Here is a 22,326-nt window from a genome sequence, read left to right as displayed (position 1 = left end):
ACATCGTGGCCGCCTGCAACTACGCAGCGCACCGCTACGGTTCGATGGACAACGTCAACTCCGCGTACTGAACCGGGATGATCGTTCCGCGCGGGCATGACCCCGCTCACATCGATCCACGGCCGGGGGTTCCCGGCTCGAGCGCCGCGACGGCACGGATCTAGGCTGGTCCGCATGACCGACGATCAGCTGGGGTTCTCCACACGAGCCGTGCACGCCGGGTTCGATCCCGACCCGCAGACCGGTGCGGTGAACGTGCCGATCTACGCGAGTTCGACCTTCGCCCAGGACGGCGTGGGCGGGATGCGTGGCGGCTACGAGTACGCCCGCACCGGTAACCCGACCCGCGCCGCGCTGGAAGCGAATCTGGCCGCGCTGGAATCCGGGAGTTACGGGCGGGCATTCTCCTCGGGGATGGCGGCCACCGACTGTGTGCTGCGGGCGACGCTGCGCCCGGGTGATCACCTGGTGATTCCGAACGACGCCTACGGCGGGACGTTCCGGCTCATCGACAAGGTGTTCACGCAGTGGGGAATCGAATACTCGGTGGCCCCGGTGTCGGACCCGGACGCGGTCGCGAACGTCTTGCGTCCCAACACCAAACTGGTGTGGCTGGAGACGCCGACCAATCCGCTGCTGAACGTCGGCGATATCGCGGCGCTGGCCGACGTCGCGCACGGCGGCGGCGCGAAACTGGTGGTGGACAACACCTTCGCCTCCCCGTACCTGCAGCAGCCGCTGCTGCTCGGCGCCGATATCGTGCTGCATTCGACCACCAAATATCTGGGCGGTCACTCGGACGTGGTCGGCGGCGCGCTGATCACCGACGACGCCGAACTCGACGCGGCCTTCGCCTTCCTGCAGAACGGCGCCGGCGCGGTCCCCGGACCCACCGACGCCTTCCTCACCATGCGCGGCATCAAAACCCTCGCGCTGCGGATGGATCGGCATTGCGACAACGCCGAGACCCTCGCCGCATTCCTCGCCGACCACTCGGCCATTTCCCAGGTGATCTATCCCGGTCTGCCGGAACACCCCGGAAATCCCGTGGCGCAGAAGCAGATGCGCCGTTTCGGCGGCATGATCTCGGTCCGGCTGCGCGGCGGTAAGCAGGCCGCGCTCGATTTCTGCGCGCGGACGAAGATCTTCACGCTCGCCGAATCGCTCGGTGGAGTGGAATCGCTGATCGAACATCCCGGTGCGATGACCCATGCCTCGACCGAGGGCTCGGAACTGGAGGTGCCCGCGGATCTCGTGCGGCTCTCGGTCGGTATCGAGGACATCGGCGATCTGCTCGCCGACGTGGAGCGGGCGCTGGGCTGACCCGGCGGAACCAGCGGAAACACGAACGGCCGCACCGAATTCGGTGCGGCCGTTCGTGACGGTGGAGCTATGTCAGGTGTTCGGCCGGGCTGCTGCCCACCCGGCCTGATCTGCCGAGGAGCGCGCGCAGCGCAACCGCGGCGGTCTCACCGCTGCTGCTCGCGTCCATCGACGACACCTTCCCGCGTCAGCTGTGGTACGGCTCCGCGCTGACCAGGGTCACCTTCATCATGTTGCCGTTGGGCAGGCGGTATTCGCGCGTCTCGCCGACCTTCGCGTCGATCAGGGCGCCGCCGAGCGGGGAGCTCGGCGAGTAGGTCTCCAGGTCCGACCGGCCCAGGCCCTCTTCGCGGGTCGCGATCAGGAAGGTTTCGGTATCGGTCTCGTCGCCGTCGTAGTAGACCTTGACCACCGAGCCGGGCAGCGCCACACCGGATTTGGTCGGCGCGACGCCGACCTTGGCGTTGTTCAGCAGCTCCTGCAGCTGACGGATGCGGGCCTCCTGCTGACCCTGCTCCTCGCGCGCGGCGTGGTAGCCGCCGTTCTCCTTGAGGTCGCCTTCTTCGCGGCGTTCGTTGATCTCGGCCGCGATGACCGGACGGTTGGCAATGAGCGCGTCGAGTTCGCTCTTGAGCCTCTCATGCGACTCCGGTGTGAGCCAGGTCACTTGCGTCTCAGTCATCTCGATCACTCCCTAGTAGTTGTTCCCGGCGTGCCGGGGTCCGTGATACCCGTCGCACGTGCGCGAGCAGGTGTCCGCGCACAGCAACAGTCGACGGCTAGAGCGATCCGGGGGGATGTTCCTCGAACCCCGACGGTGTCGCGGGCATTGTGTGCCCGGGACCCGGCAGCGCTGGCCGTCAATGCAGCAAACACGGCTCCGAGCGTTCGGAACCGTGTTCGCGCCATTCTAGCACGAATTGGATATGTGCAGGTAGAAGGCTTGAATGTGGGGGTGTCAGCCGGCCTTCAGATAGGCCGGTACCTGATCGCTGCACCCGTAGATATTGCCGTTGGCGGGCCGGGCGGTGGTCCGCACCGTGGTGGTGAGTTCGACGGTTCCGCTGTCCGAGCCCGGGATCAGCACCTCGCGGCGGCCGATCTCACTGCCCGCGGTGTCCATGCCCCGGACCAGGCACACCACCGGCTGCTCCGGGTTCTTGCGGGTCAGCTTGAAGTGCACGGTGAGTGTGGAATCGTCGACGACGTCGTAGCCGAGTTGGTCGGGCTCGATATCCTTGGGGCCGTACTGCCGATAACCCACATAGGCGACGATCAGCCCGAGTATCACCACCACGATGCCGAGTGCGATCGGAACCCAGCGGCGGTTGCGCGCGGGACCGGTTCCGTAACGATTCGACACCCGATCGCTGCCCGCTCCCGTCGCCCCGGTGGCGGCGTCTGCGGTGCGCCCGTCCGGATCGGTCCGGTCGGACTGCGGTGCCGCCTCGCTCATGATGTGGTTGCTCCCGTGGTCGATCAGGGGGTAGGTCGGAACAAAAGACCGTCGGATGGAACTATAGGGAATGCAGTTCGGACACCCGCGTGCCGCTCGGGCACGGCGGACGGCTATGAGGTGAAACGGTGAGCAACGAGGTGAACGAGAAGTGAGCGGCAGCTTCGATCGGCCGCTGCGCCTCATGGCGGTGCACGCCCACCCCGACGACGAGTCGAGCAAGGGCGCCGCCACCACCGCGAAATACGCCGCGGAGGGTGACGACGTGCTGGTCGTGAGCCTGACCGGTGGTGAGCGCGGCTCCATCCTCAACCCGGCGATGGATGTGCCGGGCATTCTCGACCGCATCGACGACGTCCGCCGCGAGGAGATGGCGGCCGCGGCGAAGGCGCTGGGCGTGCAGCACCGCTGGCTCGGATTCGTGGATTCCGGTCTGCCCGAAGGAGATCCGCTGCCGCCGGTGCCCGAGGGCAGCTTCGCGCTGGTGCCGCTCGAGGAGGCCACCGAGGCCCTGGTGCGGGTGGTGCGCGAATTCCGGCCGCATGTGATGACCACCTACGACGAGAACGGTGGCTATCCGCATCCGGATCACATCATGTGCCACAAGGTGTCGATGGCGGCCTTCGAAGCGGCCGGCGACCCCGAGCGCTTTCCCGACGCGGGTGAACCGTGGACGCCGCTGAAGCTCTACTACAACCACGGCTTCAGCCTGCAGCGCCTCGAAACCTTCGCCGACGAGTACGACCGGATCGATGAGCCGTTCCCGATGCGTGACTGGATGGAACGCATCCGCAAGGCCGCTCAGGAGCACGGCGATGTGATGTCGCGGGTCACCACCCAGATCGACTGCGGCAAATACTTCCCGCAGCGTGACGAGGCCCTGCGCGCCCACGCCACGCAGATCGACCCCAACGGCATGTTCTTCGCCATCCCGCTGGAGATGCAGCAGCGGTTGTGGCCGACGGAGGAATTCGAACTGGCGAGGACCCGGGTGCGCACCGCGATCCCGGAGACCGACCTGTTCGCCGGAATCCGGGACGCCGAAGATGCGGACGCGGAAGATGTGGCCGCCGACGATATGGCCGCCGGTCGGGCGGTCGAGGGCACGGTTCGATGATGTCGACGTTGTTCGCGCAGACCGCGCTGCTGGCTCAGAACACCACCACGAACCCGACCGGTCCGGAATTCGGCAAGGCCTCGCCGCTGGGTCTGGTGATCATCCTCGTGCTGCTGGCCGGCACGGTGCTGTTGATCCGCTCGATGAACAAGCACATCAAGCGGCTGCCCGCCGATTTCTCCCGCGAACATCCGGAACCGGACCAGGAGGCCGACGAGGGCACCGAACACGGTGTCGCCGGAGAAGGTGAGGATGCGGGCGACGGCGATGCGCCGCGGCAGTCGCGCGACGGCGCCGCCGACGGATCAGGCCGCGGCGATTCGGGACCGTCCACCCCGCCGCCGGCCTCCGGTAAGGCTTCCTGAATCCGCTGATTCGCCGCGCCGTCGCCGATTCGCCGCCCAATCGCAATCCGGGCGCGGCGACGGCTTCGAGCAGCGCCTCCGATTGATGCTCTGATCTGCTTCGATGTTGTCCGGGTCATACGATCCGGCCATCTGTCGCGCATGTCTCGTTACCGCGCTTCGGCGGGAATCGGCCGGACCACTCCTATGGGATCCCACACGATACGTGCGGGTAACCCTGCACGGCGTACACATTCGTGGAATAAAGGTGCACACTACGCGGAGCCGCGATACCTCGAATTCTGCCCATGCACCGGGCCTACGCTGTGGAAAGGAGTCGGCGAGTGTTCAGCCGCATCGCCATCGTGAACCGGGGTGAGGCCGCAATGCGCCTCATCCACGCCGTCCGAGATTTGGCCGCGGCGACCGCGCGACAGATCGAAACCGTCGCTCTGTACACCGATGTCGACCGGAACGCGACGTTCGTGCGCGAGGCCGATATCGCCTACGACCTCGGACCGGCCTCCGCCCGCCCCTACCTGGATCTGAAGGCGCTGGAAAAGGCGCTGGTGACGACCAAGGCCGACGCTGCCTGGGTCGGCTGGGGTTTCGTCGCCGAGGATCCCGCCTTCGCGGAACTGTGCGAGCAGATCGGTATCACGTTCATCGGTCCGAGCCCGGATGCCATGCGCAAACTCGGCGACAAGATCGGCGCGAAGCTGATCGCCGAGGAGGTCGGGGTGCCGGTGGCGCCCTGGAGCCGCGGTGCGGTCGAGACGCTGGACGCCGCCGTCGCGGCCGCCGGTGACATCGGTTATCCGCTCATGCTGAAGGCGACCGCCGGTGGTGGCGGTCGCGGTATCCGCGTCATCACCAACGAAGCCGAACTCGTCGACGCCTACGAGCGCACCAGCCAGGAAGCGGCCCGCGCCTTCGGTAGCGGTGTCGTCTTCCTGGAGCGGCTGGTCACCGGCGCTCGCCACGTCGAGGTTCAGGTGATCGCCGACGGGCAGGGCACCGCGTGGGCGCTGGGCGTGCGCGACTGCTCGGTGCAGCGGCGCAATCAGAAGGTCATCGAGGAGTCCGCCTCGCCGGTGCTGCGGCCCGAGCAGGTCGCCGATCTGAAGGCCTCGGCCGAGCGGCTCGCGGTGGCGGTCGGTTACCGCGGCGCGGCGACCGTCGAATTCCTCTACCACCCCGGCGACGAGCTGTTCGCCTTCCTGGAGGTCAACACCCGCCTGCAGGTCGAGCACCCGATCACCGAGTACACCACCGGGTTCGACCTGGTCCGTGCCCAGTTGCACGTCGCCTCCGGCGGACGGCTCGAGGGTGAGCCGCCGGCCGAACGCGGGCACGCCATCGAGGCCCGCCTCAACGCCGAGGATCCCGACCGCGACTTCGCTCCGGCGCCGGGCCGCATCGCCCTGCTCGATCTGCCGGCCGGACCGGGTATCCGCGTCGACACCGGTGTCAGCGAGGGCGACACCATCCCCGCCGACTTCGACTCGATGATCGCCAAGATCATCGCCTACGGCCGCGATCGCGAGGAGGCCCTGGGCCGGCTGCGCCGTGCGGTCGGCGAGACCCGCGTGATCATCGAGGGCGGCGCGACCAACAAGAGTTTCGTCCTGGACCTGCTCGACCAGCCCGAGGTCATCGACGCCAGCGCCGACACCGGCTGGATCGATCGCGTGCGCGGCGAGGGCCGGCTGGTGGCCCAGCGGCACACCGCGGTCGCGCTGGCCGCCGCGGCCATCGACGCCTACGAGGAAGAGGAGCGGGCCGAGCGGCATCGGCTGCTGTCCACCGCCGCCGGTGGCCGCCCGCAGGTGCAGCACGAGAGCGGCCGTCCGCTGGATCTGAAGCTGCGTGGCGCGAGCTACCGCCTGCGGGTCGCGCGGGTCGGTGCGCACCGATTCCGGATCGGCATCGAGGCGGCCGGTGAGGTCGTCACCGCGGATGTCGATCTGGAGCGCTTCGACCGGCACACCGGTCAGATCGTGGTCAACGGCACCCGGTATCGGCTGGTCACCGGCACGCACGGCCCCACCCACGTGGTGGATGTCGACGGCGTGACGCATCGGGTGAGCCGTGACGAGGGCGGTGTGGTGCGCTCGCCGGCGCCCGCGCTGGTCGTCGCCAAGCCGCTCGAGGTCGGCGACGAGGTCGAGGCGGGTGCGCCCGTCCTGGTCCTCGAGTCCATGAAGATGGAGACCGTGCTGCGCTCGCCGTTCAAGGCGCGCCTCAAGGAATGCAGCGTCTCGGTCGGCTCGCAGGTCGAGGCCGGTGCGCCGCTGCTGCGGCTGGAACCGATCGCCGACGACGAGCAGGCCGACGAGTCCGCCGCGGTCGAATCGGTCGAGCTGGATCTGCCCGCCGCGCCCACCGAGGTGCTGGCGCAGGAGCGCACGGTTCGCGGCCAGGAGGATCTGCGCGGGCTGCTGCTCGGTTTCGACGTCGACCCGCACGACGGCGGACGTGTCCTGGCGGACTACATGGCCGCGCGCCGCGCCGCGATCGCGGACAACCGCCGCCCGCTCGCCGAGGAACTGGACCTGATCGAGGTCTTCACCGATCTCGCCGAGCTGAGCCAGTTCTGGGGTGAGGACGCCGGCCACGGCCACGTCCACAGCGCCCGCGAGTACTTCCACACCTATCTGCAGAGCCTCGACGTCGAGCGTGCCGGACTGCCGGAGTCCTACCGGGCCAAGCTGTCGAAGGCGCTGGCGCACTACGGCGTCGCCGACCTGGAACGCACCCCGGACCTCGAGGCCGCGGTCTTCCGGATCTTCCTCGCCCAGCAGCGCCCGTCCGACACGGTCACCGTCGTCACCACGCTGCTGCGCGAATGGCTGGGCGAGCCGGTGCCGGATCGGGTGCTGCGGGAGCCGGTGGGCCTGGCGCTGGAGCGGCTGGTGGCCGCCACCCAGGTGCGCTTCCCGGTGATCGCCGACATCACCCGTGGCGTGGTCTACGCCTGGTACGGCCAGCCGCTGCTGCGCCGCAACCGCGCCCGCGTCTACACCACGGTCCGTAAGCATCTGAGCCATCTGGACGCGCATCCGGATGCCGCGGACCGCGCCGATCGCATCGCCGAAATGGTGCGCAGCACCGAACCGCTGGTGCGATTGCTGGCCCAGCGGCTGGTGCGGGGCAACCCGGACAACACCGTCATGCTCGAGGTGCTGACCCGGCGGTACTACGGCAACAAGGGCCTGACCGACGTTCGCACCCAGAACGTGGACGGCTGCACCTTCGTGGTCGCCGAACGCCGCGGTGTGAATCTGGTCTCTGCGGCCGTCAGTTTCGACGCGCTCGACACGGTGCTGAGCGGGCTCACCGAACTGGCCGGTGGCGCCGCGTCCATCGAGGCCGACATCTACCTCGGCTGGGAGAACCAGCCGGAGGACTTCGACGCGATGGCCGCCGCCCTGCAGGAAGTGCTCGGCGCCCGGTCGCTGCCCAACCAGGTGAATCGGATCACGGCCACCGTCGCGGGCAGCAACGGCGCGGTGATGCACCACCACTTCACCTTCCGCCCGTCGGCGACCGGTCTGGCCGAGGAGCGGCTCATCCGCGGTCTGCACCCCTATATCGCCGAGCGGATGCAGATGCGCCGCCTGCGCAAATTCGATCTCACCCGGCTGCCGTCCTCCGACGAGGAGGTCTACCTGTTCCGGGGTGTCGCGAAGGAGAACCCCGCCGACGAGCGGCTGGTCGCTTTCGCGCAGGTCCGCGACCTGACCGCGCTGCGCGATCACGAGGGCCGGCTGCTGTCGCTGCCGACCGCCGAGAGCACGGTCGCGACCTGCGTCGACTCGATCCGCCGGGCACAGTCGCGGCGGCCCTCGGCCAAGCGCTTCCACACCAACCGGATCGTGCTCTACATCTGGCCGCCGCTGGATGTGTCCCGGGCCGAACTGGACACCATCGTCGGTCGCGTGGAACCGGCCACCGCGGGCGCCGGGCTGGAGGAGATCCTGCTCATCGCCCGTCAGCCCGACGCGCAGACCGGTGAGCTGGTCAAGATCGTCGTGCGCATCCGGTTCGATGCCACCGGCGGCACCGAGGTCACCGTCGGCGAGCGCACCGACGATCCGGTCGAACCGCTCGACGAGTACCGCCAGAAGGTGCTGCGGGCGGCCAGTCGCGGCACCGTGTACCCGTACGAATTGACAAGTCTGCTCGGCACTTTCGCCGAATACGACCTCGACGCCGAGCACGCCCTCGTCCCGGTCGACCGGCCCAAGGGCCGCAACACCGCCGCGATGGTCGCCGGTGTGGTGACCACGCCGACCGACCGGCATCCCGATGGCATCACCCGCGTGGTGCTGCTCGGCGATCCGACCAAGTCGCTGGGCGCGCTGTCGGAGCCGGAATGCCGCCGGGTGATCGCGGCGCTGGATCTGGCCGAGCAGATGCAGGTGCCGCTGGAGTGGTACGCGCTGTCCTCCGGCGCCCGGATCTCGATGAAGTCCGGTACGGAGAACATGGACTGGGTGGCGGCGGCGCTCAAGCGCATCGTCGAATTCACCCAGGACGGCGGCGAGATCAACATCGTGGCCTCCGGCATCAACGTCGGCGCGCAGCCGTACTGGAACGCCGAGGCGACGATGCTCATGCACACCAAGGGCATTCTGGTGATGACGCCGGATTCGGCGATGGTGCTGACCGGTAAGCAGGCGCTGGACTTCTCCGGTGGTGTGTCGGCCGAGGACAACTTCGGCATCGGCGGCTACGACCGCGTGATGGGGCCGAACGGTCAGGCGCAGTACTGGGCGCCGAATCTGGCCGGGGCTCGCGATGTGCTGATGTCGCACTACGACCACACCTACATCGCCCCCGGGGAGCAGGGCCCGCGCCGCGCGCAGACCACCGACCCGATCGACCGCGATGTGTGCACCTTCCCACACACCGTGCCCGACAGCGATTTCACGACCGTCGGCGAGATCTTCTCCGCGACCGCGAACCCGGATCGCAAGAAGCCCTTCGATATTCGCACCGTGATGCGGGCGCTGGCCGATCAGGACCACGCCGTGCTGGAGCGCTGGGCGGGTATGGCCGACGCGGAGACCGCCGTCGTCCAGGACGCGCATCTGGGCGGTATTCCGGTCTGCCTGCTGGGCATCGAATCGCGGGGTGTGCCGCGGCGCGGTTTCCCGTCCACCGACGGACCCGACACCTACACCGCGGGCACCCTGTTCCCGCGGTCGTCGAAGAAGGCGGCTCGCGCGATCAACGCGGCCAGCGGCAACCGTCCGCTGGTGGTGCTGGCGAATCTGTCCGGCTTCGACGGCTCGCCGGAGTCGATGCGCAAGTTGCAGCTCGAATACGGTGCCGAAATCGGCCGCGCGATCGTGAACTTCCGCGGGCCCATCGTGTTCTGCGTGATCTCGCGCTACCACGGCGGTGCGTTCGTGGTGTTCTCGAAGGCGCTGAACCCGAATATGACCGTGCTCGCGCTGGAGGGTTCGTTCGCCTCGGTGCTCGGTGGCGCTCCGGCGGCGGCCGTGGTGTTCGCCGGGGACGTCAACACCCGCACCGCCTCGGATTCGCGGGTGCGCGAACTGGAGTCGCGGGTCGCGAACGCGTCGGGTACCGAGCGTGCGGAGCTGTCCGCCGAACTCGACGAGGTCCGCTCGCAGGTGCGCGCCGAGAAGCTGGGTGAGGTCGCCGCCGAGTTCGACCGGGTGCACAACATCCACCGCGCCGTCGAGGTCGGCTCGGTGGACGCGGTGATCAGCGCCCGGGAGCTGCGGCCGCGCATCATCGAGGCGATCGAGGCGCGTCTCGGCTGATTCCCTGCCCGTGACCGGCCGAACACGGCCGGTCACGGGTTCGGCCGCATTAGCGATGATCATGATGGGGTAGTCCCTTGTCGTGACGGTAATCACGCGAGTTCTCGCAATGGTGTGTGCGGTCGTCGCCGGGGGTGCTCTCGCGGCGAGTTCGGCCGCGGCGGCCCCGGCGGCGCATGTGGTGGACGAACATCCGCTGGGTCCGGCGGCGGTCGAGATGGACGTGTATTCGCCATCGATGGACCGGGTGATCACGAATCGGGTGATCCGCGCGGCCGGCGGCGGACCGGCGCCCACGCTGTATCTGCTCACCGGCATCGGCGGCGGTGTCGACAACATCTCCTGGTGGGACGACACCGATGTGCGGGCGTTCTTCGCCGACAAGCACGTCAATGTCGTGATGCCGGTCGGCGGACCCAACAGTATGTACACCGACTGGATCGCCGACGATCCGGTGATGGGACGCAACCGCTGGCAGAGCTACCTCACCCGGGAACTGCCCGACGTCGTCGACGCGCAGCTGGGTACCACCGGCCGCAATGCGATCGCCGGGGTGTCGATGAGCGCGGCGTCGGCCGTGGACCTCGCCATCCAGGCGCCGGAGCGCTTCGGCGCGGTGGCCTCCTACAGCGGGTGTCCGTGGTCGAACGATCCGGCCGGGGTAGCGATGGTGAGTGCGCAGGTGGTGCGGGGCGGCGGTAATCCGGGCAATATGTGGGGCCTGCCGGGCACCGAGGCATGGCCCGCGCACGACGCGTTCGCGCGGGCCGGTGCGCTGGCCGGGAAGGCCATCTACCTGTCGGCGGCGTCCGGCATCCCGGGCGGTATCGACCGAGGGTTGCCGTTCCCACCGGTGGAGGCTGTCGCGAGTGCGTGCACCGGTGCGTTCGCCGGGCGGCTCGGACAACTCGGCGTTCCGGCGGTGTACGTGGACCGGCCCGAAGGTTCCCACACCTGGGGACTGTTCGAGGCCGATCTCCACGATTCCTGGCCCGTGCTGGCCGGGGGGATAGGCGCCTGAACCGCACGGATCCCGCCCGGGTCGGTCAACGGCGGGCTACCGGCTGATGATCATCTGGGTGGGACTCGAACCCGCAACCCGCTCAATGGATTTCAGACCGCAGCCGGCCGGAACCGCCGGTGGCAGATCTCGCAATCGCAGTCGAAATAGCCGAGCCCGGCATTACCGTGGGCGCCACGTCGTTCGGCTTCTTCCAGATCCGCGAACCAGGGCCGCCGCCGCATCGGTACCGGTCGAATCTGCGCGCTGTCGTCCATTGCCACCGAGTACCCATTTCGGACAGTGCGTACGGTCACGGTTTCGGCGCGATAGATGTGGTGATACTGGAGGGGATGGCGAGCAGAGATCCCGAACCGATCCGGGAGGCGCGGACGCCGACGGCGCGCGCCGGATGGTCGGCCGCCGACCGCGCGGCCTACCGCCGGTTCGTGCGCACCCAGCACCCCGACGTCGGCGGTGACCCGGTCGCGTTCCAGGAGGGGCTGGCTCGCTACGAGGCCGCCCGCCGTGCCCGTACCCCTGCGTCCGGGTTCGACCCGACGGACCGATTCGACGGGCCGGTGCGATTCGTCGTTACACCGCGCGGTTGGCGGCGGGCGGTGCGAGTGCTGCGCCCACGTCGGCGTACCCGTCGACTGCACTGATCGATATGCCGGAAGTCCCTCCGGCTAATGGCCGACAGCGGGGATAGCTGGGTATACGCTGATATAAGGCCATCTGTGACGTGGCTTACTCCAAACATCGGGGTCTCATCGCTCGACCCATCCCGCGGCAGTGCGGCCGTGCAGGCGTGTCGAGCAAACGAGGAGAAGGCCATGAAAGGTGGCACAAGCATTGCTGTAGGGGTGGGCATAGGTTATTTGCTGGGCCGAACACGCAAGATGCGGTTCGCGCTGGGGGTGGCGGGGGCGATGATGGCGAAACGTTCGTCGGATATTCCCGGTGAGTTGCTGGAGCGGGGGACCTCGCTGCTCAAATCGTCGGCGGACCTGACCCAACTCACCGATACCGTTCGCGACGAATTGCTGGGCGCGGCACGATCCGCCGCGGTGACTGCCGCGAGCAACCAGCTCGACTCGCTCAACACCAGGCTGCAGCAGGGCTCGTCCCTACTGACCGGCGACTTGTTGGCGGGCAAGGACAGCGACCGAGCATCGGACGCGGAGCCGGAGGACGAGGACGAGGACGAGGACGTCCGGAGCGCGGGCGCGGCGTCCTCCGACGACGATCTCGAGGACGTCGATTCCGGCGAAGAGGAGGAGGAAGACCGGAAGCCGGCCGCCCCGCGGGCACGCAAGCCCGCATCCAAACGCGCGCGGAAGACGACCTCCGGGACTACGGCTCGCAAATCCACCTCCGGGACTACGGCTCGCAAATCCGCGGAACGCAAACCTGTTTCGGTCAGCCGACGCCGTAGCGGTTCCGATTCCGACGAACCGCCCGTGCGCCGCACGAGGAGGTGAGTGCGATGGCGAAAACGGCTCAGGCGGCCGGCCCGCTCCAACAGTCGGTGCAGAACCTCGCGGGGACGCTGGCCGAACGCGCGGTGCAAGGGCTCTCGAACCGGGTCTCGAAGACCGCCGGCCGGTTGAACGACTACGCGGGTGGCGAAGGAAATCTGATCGCGGCGGTGACCGGCGTCGACAAGCTGGCCGGCGGCGGTTCCCCACTGCAGGCCGTCATGAGCGGAGGTATGAGCAAACTCAAGCACTCGGCCGGGCAGACGTTCGAATCGATCAAGAATTCGCTGACCGCGGGTGGTGGCAAAGGCGGCGGGGGAAAGAAGCTCAAGCTGACCAATATCGTCGAGGAGATCGATGTCGGTGTGCCGATCGATCTGGCCTACGACCAGTGGACGCAATTCGCCGACTTCCCGAAATTCACCAAGAAGCTCGAGCAGGTCGAGCAGGTCTCCGACGAGAAACTCAGCTGGACCGGCAAGGTGTTCTGGTCGAGGCGAACGTGGGAGTCGACGATCATCGAGCAGATTCCGTTCGAGCGAATCGTGTGGCGTTCCAAGGGCGCCAAGGGCTATATCGACGGAGCTGTCGGCTTCTACGAGCTCACCCCGAACCTCACGCGGATTCTGGTGGTGCTCGAGTATCACCCGCAGGGCGTGTTCGAGAAGACCGCCAATATGTGGCGTGCCGCCGGTCGCCGATGCCGGTTGGAGCTCAAGCACTTTCAGCGCCATGTCATGACCGATGCGGTCCTGCACGGTGACGACATCGTCGGCTGGCACGGCGAAATCCGCGACGGCAAGGTCGTGGAGGACGACGAGACGGCGCGACAGCGCGAAGAGGAAGAGAACGCCGCGGAGGAAGACCACGACGAGGAAGACACCGACGAGGAAGAGCACGACGAGGGCGACGCCGACGAGGAAGCGTTCGACGACGAAGAACCGGATGAGGCAGAAGAAAACGAGGAAGACGAGGACGACGAGCAGGACGAGGATCAGCGCGATTCCGACGAGGAGGAAGAATCGGAGCCGCCTCGCCGCCGAACGGCCGCCCGCAAGAGCTCGGTCACTCGCCGCCCACGTGTGAGCGGAGGAACAAGAAGATGACGATCGAACCCGCGGGAGGCGGCGGCGGAGGCGGAGGCGGAGCCGGCACCATGGCCCGGCCGAACTCGTCCAGCCTGGCCGATGTAATCGACACCATCCTCGACAAAGGCCTGGTGATCGACGCGTTCGCCCGGGTGTCGCTGGTGGGCATCGAATTGGTGACCATCGACGCGCGCGTCGTGGTCGCCAGTGTCGACACATATCTGCGATTCGCCGAAGCGGTGAACCGGCTCGAGATCTCGACCAGTGAGCCGAAGGGGATCACCGACATCGTCGGCGAGGTCACCGAAGGCGCGGCCGAGCACAAGACGAAGGGCGCACTCGACGCGGCGGGCAAGAAGGTCGCGGACTTCCTCGGCGATGTGCAGGAGAAGCGGCAGACGGTGCACCGGCCCTCCAAGCGGGAGGAGCGGTGATGGCCGCCGAGACAACAGCCGTATACGTCTACGGCATCGTGCCCGCCGACGTGGAGCCGCAGCCGCACGCCACCGGAGTCGGCGATCCACCGGGTGAAGTCACGGTCGTGCGGCACGGCGACATCGCCGCGCTGGTCAGTCCGCTCGCCTCCGATCGCCCCCTGGGCACACCCCAGGACCTCACCGCCCACGAGAAACTTCTCGACGGGTCCGCGGCGGTGGCTCCCGTGCTGCCGCTGCGGTTCGGCGCGGTTATGACCGATGCCGATGCGGTGGAAAATGAACTGCTCGAGGCGAACGAGGACGAATTCCACGCGGCACTGGTGGAACTCGAGGGACGGGTGCAGTTCGTCATCAGAGGGCGTTATGTCGAGGATGCGATTCTGCGCGAACTGCTCGACGAGAATGCCGACGCCGCCCGCCTGCGAGACGAGATCCGCGGGAAATCGGAGGACGCGACCCGCAACGAGCGAATCATGCTGGGCGAGATGATCAATCAGGCCATCGAGACGAAGCGTGCCGAGGACACCCGCAAGGTGGCTTCCGAACTCGAGAAACTCGACGCGATGGTCAATCTGCGCGACCCCACCCACGAAGAGGATGCCGTTCACGTAGCGGCATTGGTCGAAACGGCCCGGCAGGACGAACTGGAGGAGTTGCTGCGCCGGCTCATGTCGGAATGGGACGGCCGGGTCGAGTTGAGTCTGCTCGGACCGATGGCGGCCTACGACTTCGTGACGAAGCGGGCACCGGAGGGGTGAGGCATGGGCCTGATCTCATCGATACTCCTGCTCCCCGCCGCGCCGGTTCGTGGCGTGATCTGGCTGAGTGAATTGATCCAGGAGCAGGTCGAACAGCAAATGCACGATCCCGTGCGGTTGCGGCGCGAGCTCGAGGACATCGACCGTGCCGCGGCCGCCGGTGAGATATCCGCGGAGGAGGCCGCGCAAGCGCAGCAAGAGATCCTGAATCGGATGACCGGTCCGAGGTAGGTCCGACCGACCGGAAGAAGTGACTCCCGTGGCCCGCGACACCATCCCCGACGATGCCCAGACATCGGACGAACAACCGCCCCTGACCGCGGCGCAGGCCGCCGGGGTCGCGCTCGAATGCCTCGCGGAACTGACATCGAACCAGCTCCAGGGCGTCACGAGCGTGGAGCCGACCGACGACGGCTGGCTGGTGGAGATCGAGGTGCTCGAGGATCGCCGTATCCCCTCGTCGGCGGACATCATGGCGACCTATCAGGTGGAGATCGATTTCGACGAGAATCTGCTGGCCTACCGCAGAACCGGGCGCTACCACCGCGGTAGCACCGACATCGCCCCGAGGGGGCGGTGATGACGGTAGTCGGAGGTGAGTCGTACGCGCCGCAGCCCTTCGGCGGTGGGGGTGGCGGCGGGCACTCGACCAACCTCGCCGACATCCTGGAACGAGTCCTCGACAAGGGTCTGGTGATCGCGGGCGATATCCAGGTCAATCTTCTCGACATCGAACTGCTCACCATCAAGCTGCGGTTGGTGATCGCCTCGTTGGAGACGGCCAAGTCGGTGGGCATCGACTGGTGGGAGACCGATCCCTGGCTCAACAGCAAGGCGCACACGCTGGAGAAGCAGGACAACGACCTGGAACTCGAGAATCGGGAACTTCGCGAGCGAATCGCCCAATTGGAAGCGGCCGCCGAACGCCCGGAGCCCATCGAACGTGCCCGCGAGCCGCGAAGGACCGGCCGTGACCGGTGATCGGGCGGTCTGGTTGTACGCCGTGGCGGCGTCTCGCGACGACGCGGTCGAGCCCGACGGGCCGGCCGGAGTCGCGGGAGAGTCGGTGCGCACCGTTGTTTCGGGCGATCTCACCGCGGTCGTCGGCTCGGTGCCGCTGGACGTGTTCGGCGAGGAGCCGCTGCGCCGGAACTTCGAGGATCTGGACTGGCTGGAGGCGACGGCGCGGGCCCACGACGCGGTGGTCTCGGCGGTGGTGCGCCGAGGTCCGGCCGTGCCGCTGCGGCTGGCCACCGTCTTCCGCGACGACGACCGGGTGCGGGAGTTGCTCGACGAAAGGCGAGCGGATTTCGCCGCCGCGCTGGAATTGGTGAGCGGGCGCACCGAGTGGGGAGTGCGCGCGTACGGTGACCGCGCCACCCTCACCGCCGCCGTGGCCGAGGCGAAGGCCGACGCCGGCGCGATGACGCCGGGCGCGGCCTATCTGGCCCGGCGGCGCGCGCAATTGTCCGCGCAGGAAACCGTCGAACGCGATGCGGCCGAGCGGGCGGCGCAGGTGCACGAGCGGTTGCTGCGCCGGGCCGCGGCCGGACGATGCCAGCCGCTGACCGATCCGGCGGTGAGCGGCCGGCGCGACTGGATGGTGCTCAACGGCACCTACCTCGTCGACGACGACCGGACCGAGGACTTCACGGCGACCGTCACCGCGCTCGGCGCCGAATTCCCCGGCATCCGGCTCGAACTCACCGGTCCGTGGCCGCCGTATTCGTTCGCGGGCGTGCAACGCGAGCCGACATGACTCGGGCCGACATGACGCGCGCCGGCACGTCACCGCCCGATCGCGGCGTCGACACCGAGCGGCGTATCGCGCTGGTGGACCTCCTGGACCGGGTGCTGGCAGGCGGTGTGATCATCACCGGCGACATCAGACTCGCCATCGCCGATGTGGATCTGGTGCAGATCTCCCTGCGCGCCCTCATCTCCTCGATCAGCACCCTGTTTCCGCCGGCCTTGTCCGCATCACCCGACAAGCACGCCGATTCTCAATGAGGATGTCAATCCTTCAAGATCATGAGGAGTGGCCCGGTGTCACGCGGCGGTAGCGGTTGGTTCGGGAGGGGTGGGGGTGTAGCAGCGGTCGTCGCGCAACAATGCCCACAAGACGTTCACACGGCGGCGAGCCAGGGCGAGGACGGCCTGGTTGTGGCGCTTGCCCTCGGATCTTTTGCGGTCGTAGAAGATTCGCGATCGTTGGTGATGTTGGACGCTGATCAGCGCGGAAGTGTAGAACACGCGCTGGAGTCCGCGGTTGTAGCGGTGTGGCCGGTGAAGGTTGCCGCTGACGCGTCCGGAGTCGCGCGGCGCCGGTGCGACGCCGCCGTATCCAGCCAGATGATCCGCGGAGGCGAACACGGTGATGTCGCCGCCGGTGGCGGCGAGGAATTCAGCCCCGAGCAGCACCCCGATGCCGGGCATACTCAGCAGGATCTCGGCACGAGGATGGCGGCGAAATCGACCCTCGATGAGGTTGTCGGTGTGTTTGAGCTGTTCGTCGAGGGCGATCACCCCCTCGGCCATCTCGGCGACCAGCTCAGCGGCCAACCGGTGCCCCGGCAGGCTGGTGTGCTGGGTCTGCGCGGCGGTGACGGCCCTGATCGCCAGGGCAGTAGCGTCTTTGACCTTCCGCGAGCGCAGCCAGGTCTCGACCGCGCTGACGCCGGCTTGGCGCAACGCTTCGAGGGTCTGGTAGCCGGTGAGCAGCACCAACGGACCCTTGTTGGTCAGGTTCAGGGCGTGCTCGAGGGCCGGGCTGATCGCCAGCAGTTGCTGGTGAAGCCGGTTAACCAGACGGATCCGGTCCGCGGCGAGGTCTTTCCTGCGGGCGGTGAGCATCCGCAACTCCGTGATGAGTTCGTCGTCGATGCGCATCGGTGTCAGGTCGCGGCGGACACGGACCTGGTCGGCGATGACCGCCGCGTCCTTGGCGTCGGTTTTCCCCGCGCCGCGATAACCGTCGGCGGCGCGGTTGACCTGGGTGCCGCTGATGTAGAAAACCGTCTGGTCGTGGGCGGCGAGCAGGGCCAGCAGCAGCGCCGACTCGCCAGTGGCGATGTCCACAGCCCAGTCCACCCTGTTGCCCAGGCCGGCAACCTGGCCGATCAGCTTGAGCAGGGCCTGCTCATCGTTCTTGACTCGCCGCGACAGCAGCCGGTTACCGTCCGCGTTGACCACCACCGCATGATGATGCTGCTTGCCGATATCGACTCCGGCCCACGCACGTTCCAACGTTATCTCCCTCGTTCACCAAAGCTGTTGCACCACCGACGGCCTCGCTGTCACATCCCTACACAGCGACTGGTTCGCAATTCTCAATCAGCAGCCGAGTCGTCGAGGAGGTGCCGGGCGGCCAATCGGTTGGAAGCCACAACTACTGCAGATGACTGAAAGCCACACCCTGCACCCCTGGGCACCAGGACCCTACGACTGGCCCGAGCTACCCGAGAAAGAAGGTAGGGATGACTGAATTCGGCGGTATCCCACCGCGTATCGACACCGACCCGGAATCCGTCGAGCGCGGCCTGGTCACCCTCGTGCTCACCCTGGTGGAGCTGCTGCGCCAGCTGATGGAGCGCCAGGCACTGCGCCGCGTCGACGCCGGCGACCTCACCGACACCCAGGTCGAGCGCATCGGAACCACCCTGATGCTGCTCGAACAACGCATGGAGGAACTCCGCGAACACTTCGGCCTCACCCCGGAAGACCTCAACATCGACCTCGGCCCCCTCGGACCACTACTGCCCCCGCCCGAGTAGAGCGTCGAGGAATATCGCGCGCGGCCGTGCGGCTCGGCTGCCCAGTCGACGGGTGTCGCTGTGTGTCGGTCCTGTGGGAGGGTGGAGCCATGAACCGCTTGGCCGACGCGACATCGCCCTACCTGCGCCAGCATGCCGACAACCCGGTCGACTGGCGGGAATGGGGTGTCGAGGCGCTCGAGGAGGCGCGAGCGCGGGACGTGCCGATCCTGTTGTCGGTCGGTTACGCCTCGTGTCACTGGTGTCATGTGATGGCCCACGAATCGTTCGCCGATCCGGCCACCGCCGAGCTGATGAACGCGAATTTCGTCTGTGTGAAGGTCGATCGTGAGGAGCGGCCCGATATCGACGCGGTGTACATGTCCGCGACCGTCGCGATGACCGGGCAGGGTGGCTGGCCGATGACGTGTTTCCTCACGCCGGCCGGGGAGCCGTTCTACTGCGGCACCTACTATCCGAAGTCACCGCGCGGCGGTATGCCGTCGTTCACTCAGCTGCTGACCGCGGTCACCGACACCTGGACCAATCGCCGCGACGAGGTCGACCAGGCCGCCGGTCAGGTGGCGCAGGCGCTGCGGGACCAGGGGGCCGGACTGCCCGCGAGCGAGTTGACCGTCACGCCGGAACTGCTCGCGCATGCGGTCGCGACGGTGCTGCGCGATGTCGACGAGCGCTACGCCGGCTTCGGCGGGGCGCCGAAGTTCCCGCCGTCGGCGCTGTTGGAGGGGCTGCTGCGCCATTACGAGCGCACCGGGGAAGATGCTGCGCGACAGGCGGTTTCGCTGACCTGCGCCGCCATGGCCCGCGGGGGTATCTACGATCAGCTGCGCGGCGGGTTCGCCCGTTACTCGGTCGATGCCGCGTGGGTGGTCCCGCATTTCGAGAAGATGCTCTACGACAATGCGCAACTGCTGCGTGCCTACGCGCATCTGGCGCGGCTGGAGGCGAGCGGCGCTCCGGATGCGGGTGACCCACTGCCGCAACGGATCACCGAGGAGACCGCTGCCTTCCTGCTCACCGATCTGCTGACCGCCGAGGGCGGGTTCGCCTCGGCCTTCGACGCCGACACCCACGTGGAACCGGGTGCGCCCGGTATCGAAGGTGCCACCTACGTGTGGACGCCCCAGCAGCTCACGGACGCACTGGGGCCCGAGGACGGCCCTTGGGCCGCAGCGAAATTCGGTGTGACGGCAGAGGGTACGTTCGAACACGGGACCTCCGTGCTCACCCGATACACCGACCCGGGCACCGGTCTGGGGGCGGACCCCGCCGACGCCCGCCGCTTCGACGACATCCGGCAGCGGCTGCGCGCGGTGCGGGACCGGCGGCCGCAACCCGAGCGCGACGACAAGGTGGTCACCGCCTGGAACGGCATCGCGATCACCGCCCTCGCCGAGGCCGGCGCCGCCCACGACCGGCCGGAATGGATCGACGCCGCGGCCCGATGCGCGCGGTACCTTTTGGACCGGCATCTCGTCGACGGCCGTCTGGTGCGGGCCTCACTGGGCGGCACGACCGGTAACGCGCCCGGTGTGCTCGAGGACTACGCGTGGCTGGCGACCGGACTGCTGGCCCTGCACCAGGCCACCGGGGAACTGTCCTGGCTCGAACACGCGCAGCAGCTGATCGATACCGCCGCAACCCTTTTCGAGGATCCGGCGCAACCCGGCAGCTGGTTCGACACGGCCGCCGATGCCGAGCAACTCGTCGCCCGGCCGCGTGATCCGCTCGACGGGGCGACCCCGGCCGGGGCCTCCACCTTCGCCGAAACCCTGCTCACCGCCTCTGCCCTGAGCGCCCCGGACCGCGCGGCCCGCTACCGCACGCTGGCCGATGCCACCTTGAATGCCGGCGCCATCGTCCTGGCCCGCGCGCCACGCTCCGGCGGGCAGTGGCTCAGCGTCGCCGAGGCGGCACTGGCCGGGCCGATCCAGATCGCGATCTCGCAATCGTCCGACACCGCGGCGACGGCCGAATTGCTGCGCACCGCACGCCGTTTCGCTCCCGGAGGTGCGGTGGTCGTTGCGGGGCAATCCGATTCGGTCCCATTGCTCACCGACCGTCCCGCCCGGGGCGGCGCCCCTGCGGCCTACGTCTGCCACGGGAGCGTATGCGACCTACCGGTATCCGAACCGCGAGAGGTGCGCTCCGCGCTCGTCGGCTCCTGACGTCACCGCGATGGTCGCTGCCGAGAGCCGCCCTCACTCCTCGACCGGAGCGGTCGCGCCCAACCCCACCGGCTTGCGATCGGTCCAGCACGCCGTCGGCTCCCGCCGGCCCCGCAGCTGGATCTTGTCGTAGAGCACCCAGCGCGAACGTTCGGATTCGGTCGCCGCGTCGATCACTGCCTGGCTGGCCAGGATCCGGCGGGGGACCTCCTTGGCCTCGGTGGTGAGCCGGGAGGCCTCGTTCACGGCGTCGCCGATCACGGTGAATTCCAGCCGGGTGTCGGTACCCACATCTCCGGCGAAGACGCTGCCGCGTGCCAGCCCGATGCCGATATCGAATTCACCACCGAGGGCCACCTCGTCGCGGATGCGCCGGGCGGCGCGGAGAGCGGGAGTCGCGTTGTCGCCCAGGGCGATCGGCGCGCCGAAGATGCACAGTGCCGCGTCGCCCTCGAATTTGTTGACCAGCCCGCCGTTGTCCTCGGTCGCCGAGACGACCACGGCCAGCAACCGGTTCAGCTGGTCGACGAATTCCCGCGGCGCGAGTTCGGTGGACATCTCCACCGACCCGGTCACATCGACGAACAGCGCGGTCACCACCCGCACGTCGCCGGTCAGGTCGAGACCACCGGCCAGCGCGCGTTCGGCCACCTCGTTGCCGACGTGGCGGCCGAAGACATCCCGCATGCGTTCGCGTTCGGACAGATTCTCGGCCAGCTCGTTCACCGACAGTTCCAGGCGCCCGATCTCACTGGCGCTGGTGATCGGCACCCGCGCGGACAGTTCGCCGCGCGCGATCCGGTCCAGCGCGCGCCGCAGCGTCCCGAGCGGCGCCGCCACCGATCGGGCCAGGGTGGCGGTGGTCAGCGCCCCGACCAGTAGGCCGACCAGCGACATGTACAGCGCGGTCCGCACCCGGTCGGTGGCGTCGGCGACCGGATCGCCGAGGACGGTGATCAGCATCAGCAGCGGCATCGCCCCGGCCACCGCCCAGGAGATGACCAGCCGGTTGAGCACGGTGGCACTCCAGTGCGAGGTACCGCCTAGCACCCGCGCGATCACCGGAATCGTCGGCCGGATGAGCCGGTCCACCACCAGGAAGGTGAAGCCCGCCGACTCCAGCCCGCCCAGGAAGAACATCGCGCCGATCGCCCACAGGGCCCGGGTGGGCACCACCTGGGCGAACAGTGCCGTGGCGATCGCGACGCCCGGTATCCAGATGGCCAGCGCCCGGACGGTGATCGCGATGGGCAGTTTCAGCAGCCGCTCGGCTTCGGGCCGGGTGGGCCGGCGGGTCTGGTCGATCCAGCTGAAGTAGTACACCCGGTCGCGCACCGCCAGCACGATGCCGGCCAGTGCGCCGATCACCGGGTAGATCGCGGTCTGGGCGACCGCGCCGAGCCAGTCCTCGCCGAGGTTGCCGAGAAATCCGCTCAGCCACAATTCGACGACGATGACCGCGAGGCCGCCGAGGTTGCATACCATCACCACCGTCGAAAGGCCCCAGCGCGCACGCAGGGCCCAGAGCACGAGTCGACTGGTCATAGCCCCTGGCAGTGGTGTGGTTCGGTGTTACCGGTTTC

General features: G+C 68.2%; 21 protein-coding genes and 1 pseudogene. 18 read left to right on the top strand and 4 right to left on the bottom strand.

Going from position 1 to position 22,326, the window contains the following annotated elements; all coding sequences use genetic code 11:
* Positions 1–71: pseudogene (locus RJ03_RS39205) on the top strand (transglycosylase SLT domain-containing protein); the annotation flags it as partial.
* Between the two features lie 103 nt (positions 72–174).
* Positions 175–1,323, top strand: coding sequence for a cystathionine gamma-synthase (locus RJ03_RS21045; protein WP_036505078.1), 1,149 nt, complete (start codon positions 175–177; stop codon positions 1,321–1,323).
* Positions 1,324–1,510: 187 nt separating this feature from the next.
* On the opposite strand, the gene greA is transcribed toward RJ03_RS21045, so the two are convergent.
* Both greA and RJ03_RS21035 read right to left on the bottom strand, forming a co-directional pair.
* Positions 1,511–2,005 (bottom strand): transcription elongation factor GreA, encoded by a 495-nt coding sequence (gene greA / locus RJ03_RS21040; RefSeq protein WP_030518168.1) that lies wholly within the window; start codon positions 2,003–2,005, stop codon positions 1,511–1,513.
* A 276-nt stretch (positions 2,006–2,281) separates the two neighbouring features.
* Positions 2,282–2,779 carry a DUF4307 domain-containing protein gene (locus tag RJ03_RS21035; RefSeq protein ID WP_036505077.1) on the bottom strand — a complete coding sequence of 166 codons (498 nt, stop codon included), beginning with the start codon at positions 2,777–2,779 and terminating at the stop codon, positions 2,282–2,284.
* 184 nt (positions 2,780–2,963) lie between these two features.
* Here RJ03_RS21035 and mca point away from each other — a divergent pair, with 184 nt between their 5' ends.
* The 14 genes from mca to RJ03_RS20965 all read left to right on the top strand — a co-directional run bounded on the left by mca (position 2,964) and on the right by RJ03_RS20965 (position 16,812).
* The gene (gene mca, locus RJ03_RS21030) at positions 2,964–3,896 is read left to right on the top strand and encodes a mycothiol conjugate amidase Mca (RefSeq protein ID WP_036505085.1); all 933 of its coding nucleotides are present in this window, start codon (positions 2,964–2,966) and stop codon (positions 3,894–3,896) included.
* Positions 3,896–4,261 carry a hypothetical protein gene (locus tag RJ03_RS21025; RefSeq protein WP_063820417.1) on the top strand — a complete coding sequence of 122 codons (366 nt, stop codon included), beginning with the start codon at positions 3,896–3,898 and terminating at the stop codon, positions 4,259–4,261. The genes mca and RJ03_RS21025 overlap by 1 nt, the downstream gene beginning before the upstream one ends.
* A 323-nt stretch (positions 4,262–4,584) precedes the next feature.
* Positions 4,585–10,038: an ATP-binding protein gene (locus RJ03_RS21020; RefSeq protein ID WP_036505075.1), complete on the top strand. Its 5,454-nt coding sequence runs from the start codon at positions 4,585–4,587 to the stop codon at positions 10,036–10,038.
* A gap of 109 nt (positions 10,039–10,147) precedes the next feature.
* The gene (locus RJ03_RS21015; protein WP_063820416.1) at positions 10,148–11,059 is read left to right on the top strand and encodes an alpha/beta hydrolase; all 912 of its coding nucleotides are present in this window, start codon (positions 10,148–10,150) and stop codon (positions 11,057–11,059) included.
* A 332-nt stretch (positions 11,060–11,391) separates the two neighbouring features.
* Positions 11,392–11,703, top strand: a complete 312-nt coding sequence (locus tag RJ03_RS21010) for a hypothetical protein (protein ID WP_036505071.1) — start codon at positions 11,392–11,394, stop codon at positions 11,701–11,703.
* 171 nt (positions 11,704–11,874) lie between these two features.
* Positions 11,875–12,522, top strand: coding sequence for a hypothetical protein (locus RJ03_RS21005; protein WP_036505069.1), 648 nt, complete (start codon positions 11,875–11,877; stop codon positions 12,520–12,522).
* 5 nt (positions 12,523–12,527) lie between these two features.
* A complete protein-coding gene (locus RJ03_RS21000) occupies positions 12,528–13,625 on the top strand; it encodes an SRPBCC family protein (RefSeq protein ID WP_051024981.1) in 1,098 nt (365 codons plus the stop codon).
* Entirely contained in the window at positions 13,622–14,041 is a 420-nt protein-coding gene (gene gvpJ / locus RJ03_RS20995; protein ID WP_036505066.1) for a gas vesicle protein GvpJ, read from the top strand. Before RJ03_RS21000 ends, gvpJ begins: the two co-directional genes overlap by 4 nt.
* Positions 14,041–14,802 carry a GvpL/GvpF family gas vesicle protein gene (locus tag RJ03_RS20990; RefSeq protein ID WP_051024974.1) on the top strand — a complete coding sequence of 254 codons (762 nt, stop codon included), beginning with the start codon at positions 14,041–14,043 and terminating at the stop codon, positions 14,800–14,802. Before gvpJ ends, RJ03_RS20990 begins: the two co-directional genes overlap by 1 nt.
* A 3-nt stretch (positions 14,803–14,805) precedes the next feature.
* Entirely contained in the window at positions 14,806–15,033 is a 228-nt protein-coding gene (locus RJ03_RS20985; protein ID WP_036505064.1) for a gas vesicle protein GvpG, read from the top strand.
* A 28-nt stretch (positions 15,034–15,061) separates the two neighbouring features.
* Entirely contained in the window at positions 15,062–15,382 is a 321-nt protein-coding gene (locus tag RJ03_RS20980; protein WP_232329468.1) for a gas vesicle protein GvpO, read from the top strand.
* Positions 15,382–15,783 (top strand): gas vesicle protein, encoded by a 402-nt coding sequence (locus RJ03_RS20975; RefSeq protein ID WP_036505063.1) that lies wholly within the window; start codon positions 15,382–15,384, stop codon positions 15,781–15,783. Before RJ03_RS20980 ends, RJ03_RS20975 begins: the two co-directional genes overlap by 1 nt.
* Complete coding sequence (locus RJ03_RS20970) at positions 15,773–16,561, top strand: GvpL/GvpF family gas vesicle protein (RefSeq protein ID WP_036505080.1); 789 nt, start codon at positions 15,773–15,775, stop codon at positions 16,559–16,561. Before RJ03_RS20975 ends, RJ03_RS20970 begins: the two co-directional genes overlap by 11 nt.
* The gene (locus RJ03_RS20965) at positions 16,558–16,812 is read left to right on the top strand and encodes a gas vesicle protein (protein WP_373281719.1); all 255 of its coding nucleotides are present in this window, start codon (positions 16,558–16,560) and stop codon (positions 16,810–16,812) included. Before RJ03_RS20970 ends, RJ03_RS20965 begins: the two co-directional genes overlap by 4 nt.
* Before the next feature lie 39 nt (positions 16,813–16,851).
* On the opposite strand, the gene RJ03_RS20960 is transcribed toward RJ03_RS20965, so the two are convergent.
* Positions 16,852–18,054 (bottom strand): IS110 family RNA-guided transposase, encoded by a 1,203-nt coding sequence (locus RJ03_RS20960; RefSeq protein ID WP_218000987.1) that lies wholly within the window; start codon positions 18,052–18,054, stop codon positions 16,852–16,854.
* Between the two features lie 224 nt (positions 18,055–18,278).
* Between RJ03_RS20960 and RJ03_RS20955 the strand changes: the two genes are divergently transcribed.
* Both RJ03_RS20955 and RJ03_RS20950 read left to right on the top strand, forming a co-directional pair.
* Entirely contained in the window at positions 18,279–18,575 is a 297-nt protein-coding gene (locus tag RJ03_RS20955) for a gas vesicle protein K (protein WP_036505061.1), read from the top strand.
* Positions 18,576–18,664: 89 nt separating this feature from the next.
* Entirely contained in the window at positions 18,665–20,743 is a 2,079-nt protein-coding gene (locus RJ03_RS20950; RefSeq protein WP_036505060.1) for a thioredoxin domain-containing protein, read from the top strand.
* A 33-nt stretch (positions 20,744–20,776) separates the two neighbouring features.
* Here the strand turns inward: RJ03_RS20950 and RJ03_RS20945 are convergent, their stop codons facing one another.
* Positions 20,777–22,288 (bottom strand): adenylate/guanylate cyclase domain-containing protein, encoded by a 1,512-nt coding sequence (locus tag RJ03_RS20945; protein ID WP_036505058.1) that lies wholly within the window; start codon positions 22,286–22,288, stop codon positions 20,777–20,779.
* Between the last annotated feature and the right edge of the window lie 38 nt (positions 22,289–22,326).

This window comes from Nocardia aobensis NBRC 100429 (genome assembly GCF_000308375.1).
Lineage (GTDB): Bacteria > Actinomycetota > Actinomycetes > Mycobacteriales > Mycobacteriaceae > Nocardia > Nocardia aobensis.
The sequence above is the reverse complement of the archived record's forward strand: the minus strand, read 5'-3'. Positions and strand labels throughout refer to the sequence as shown.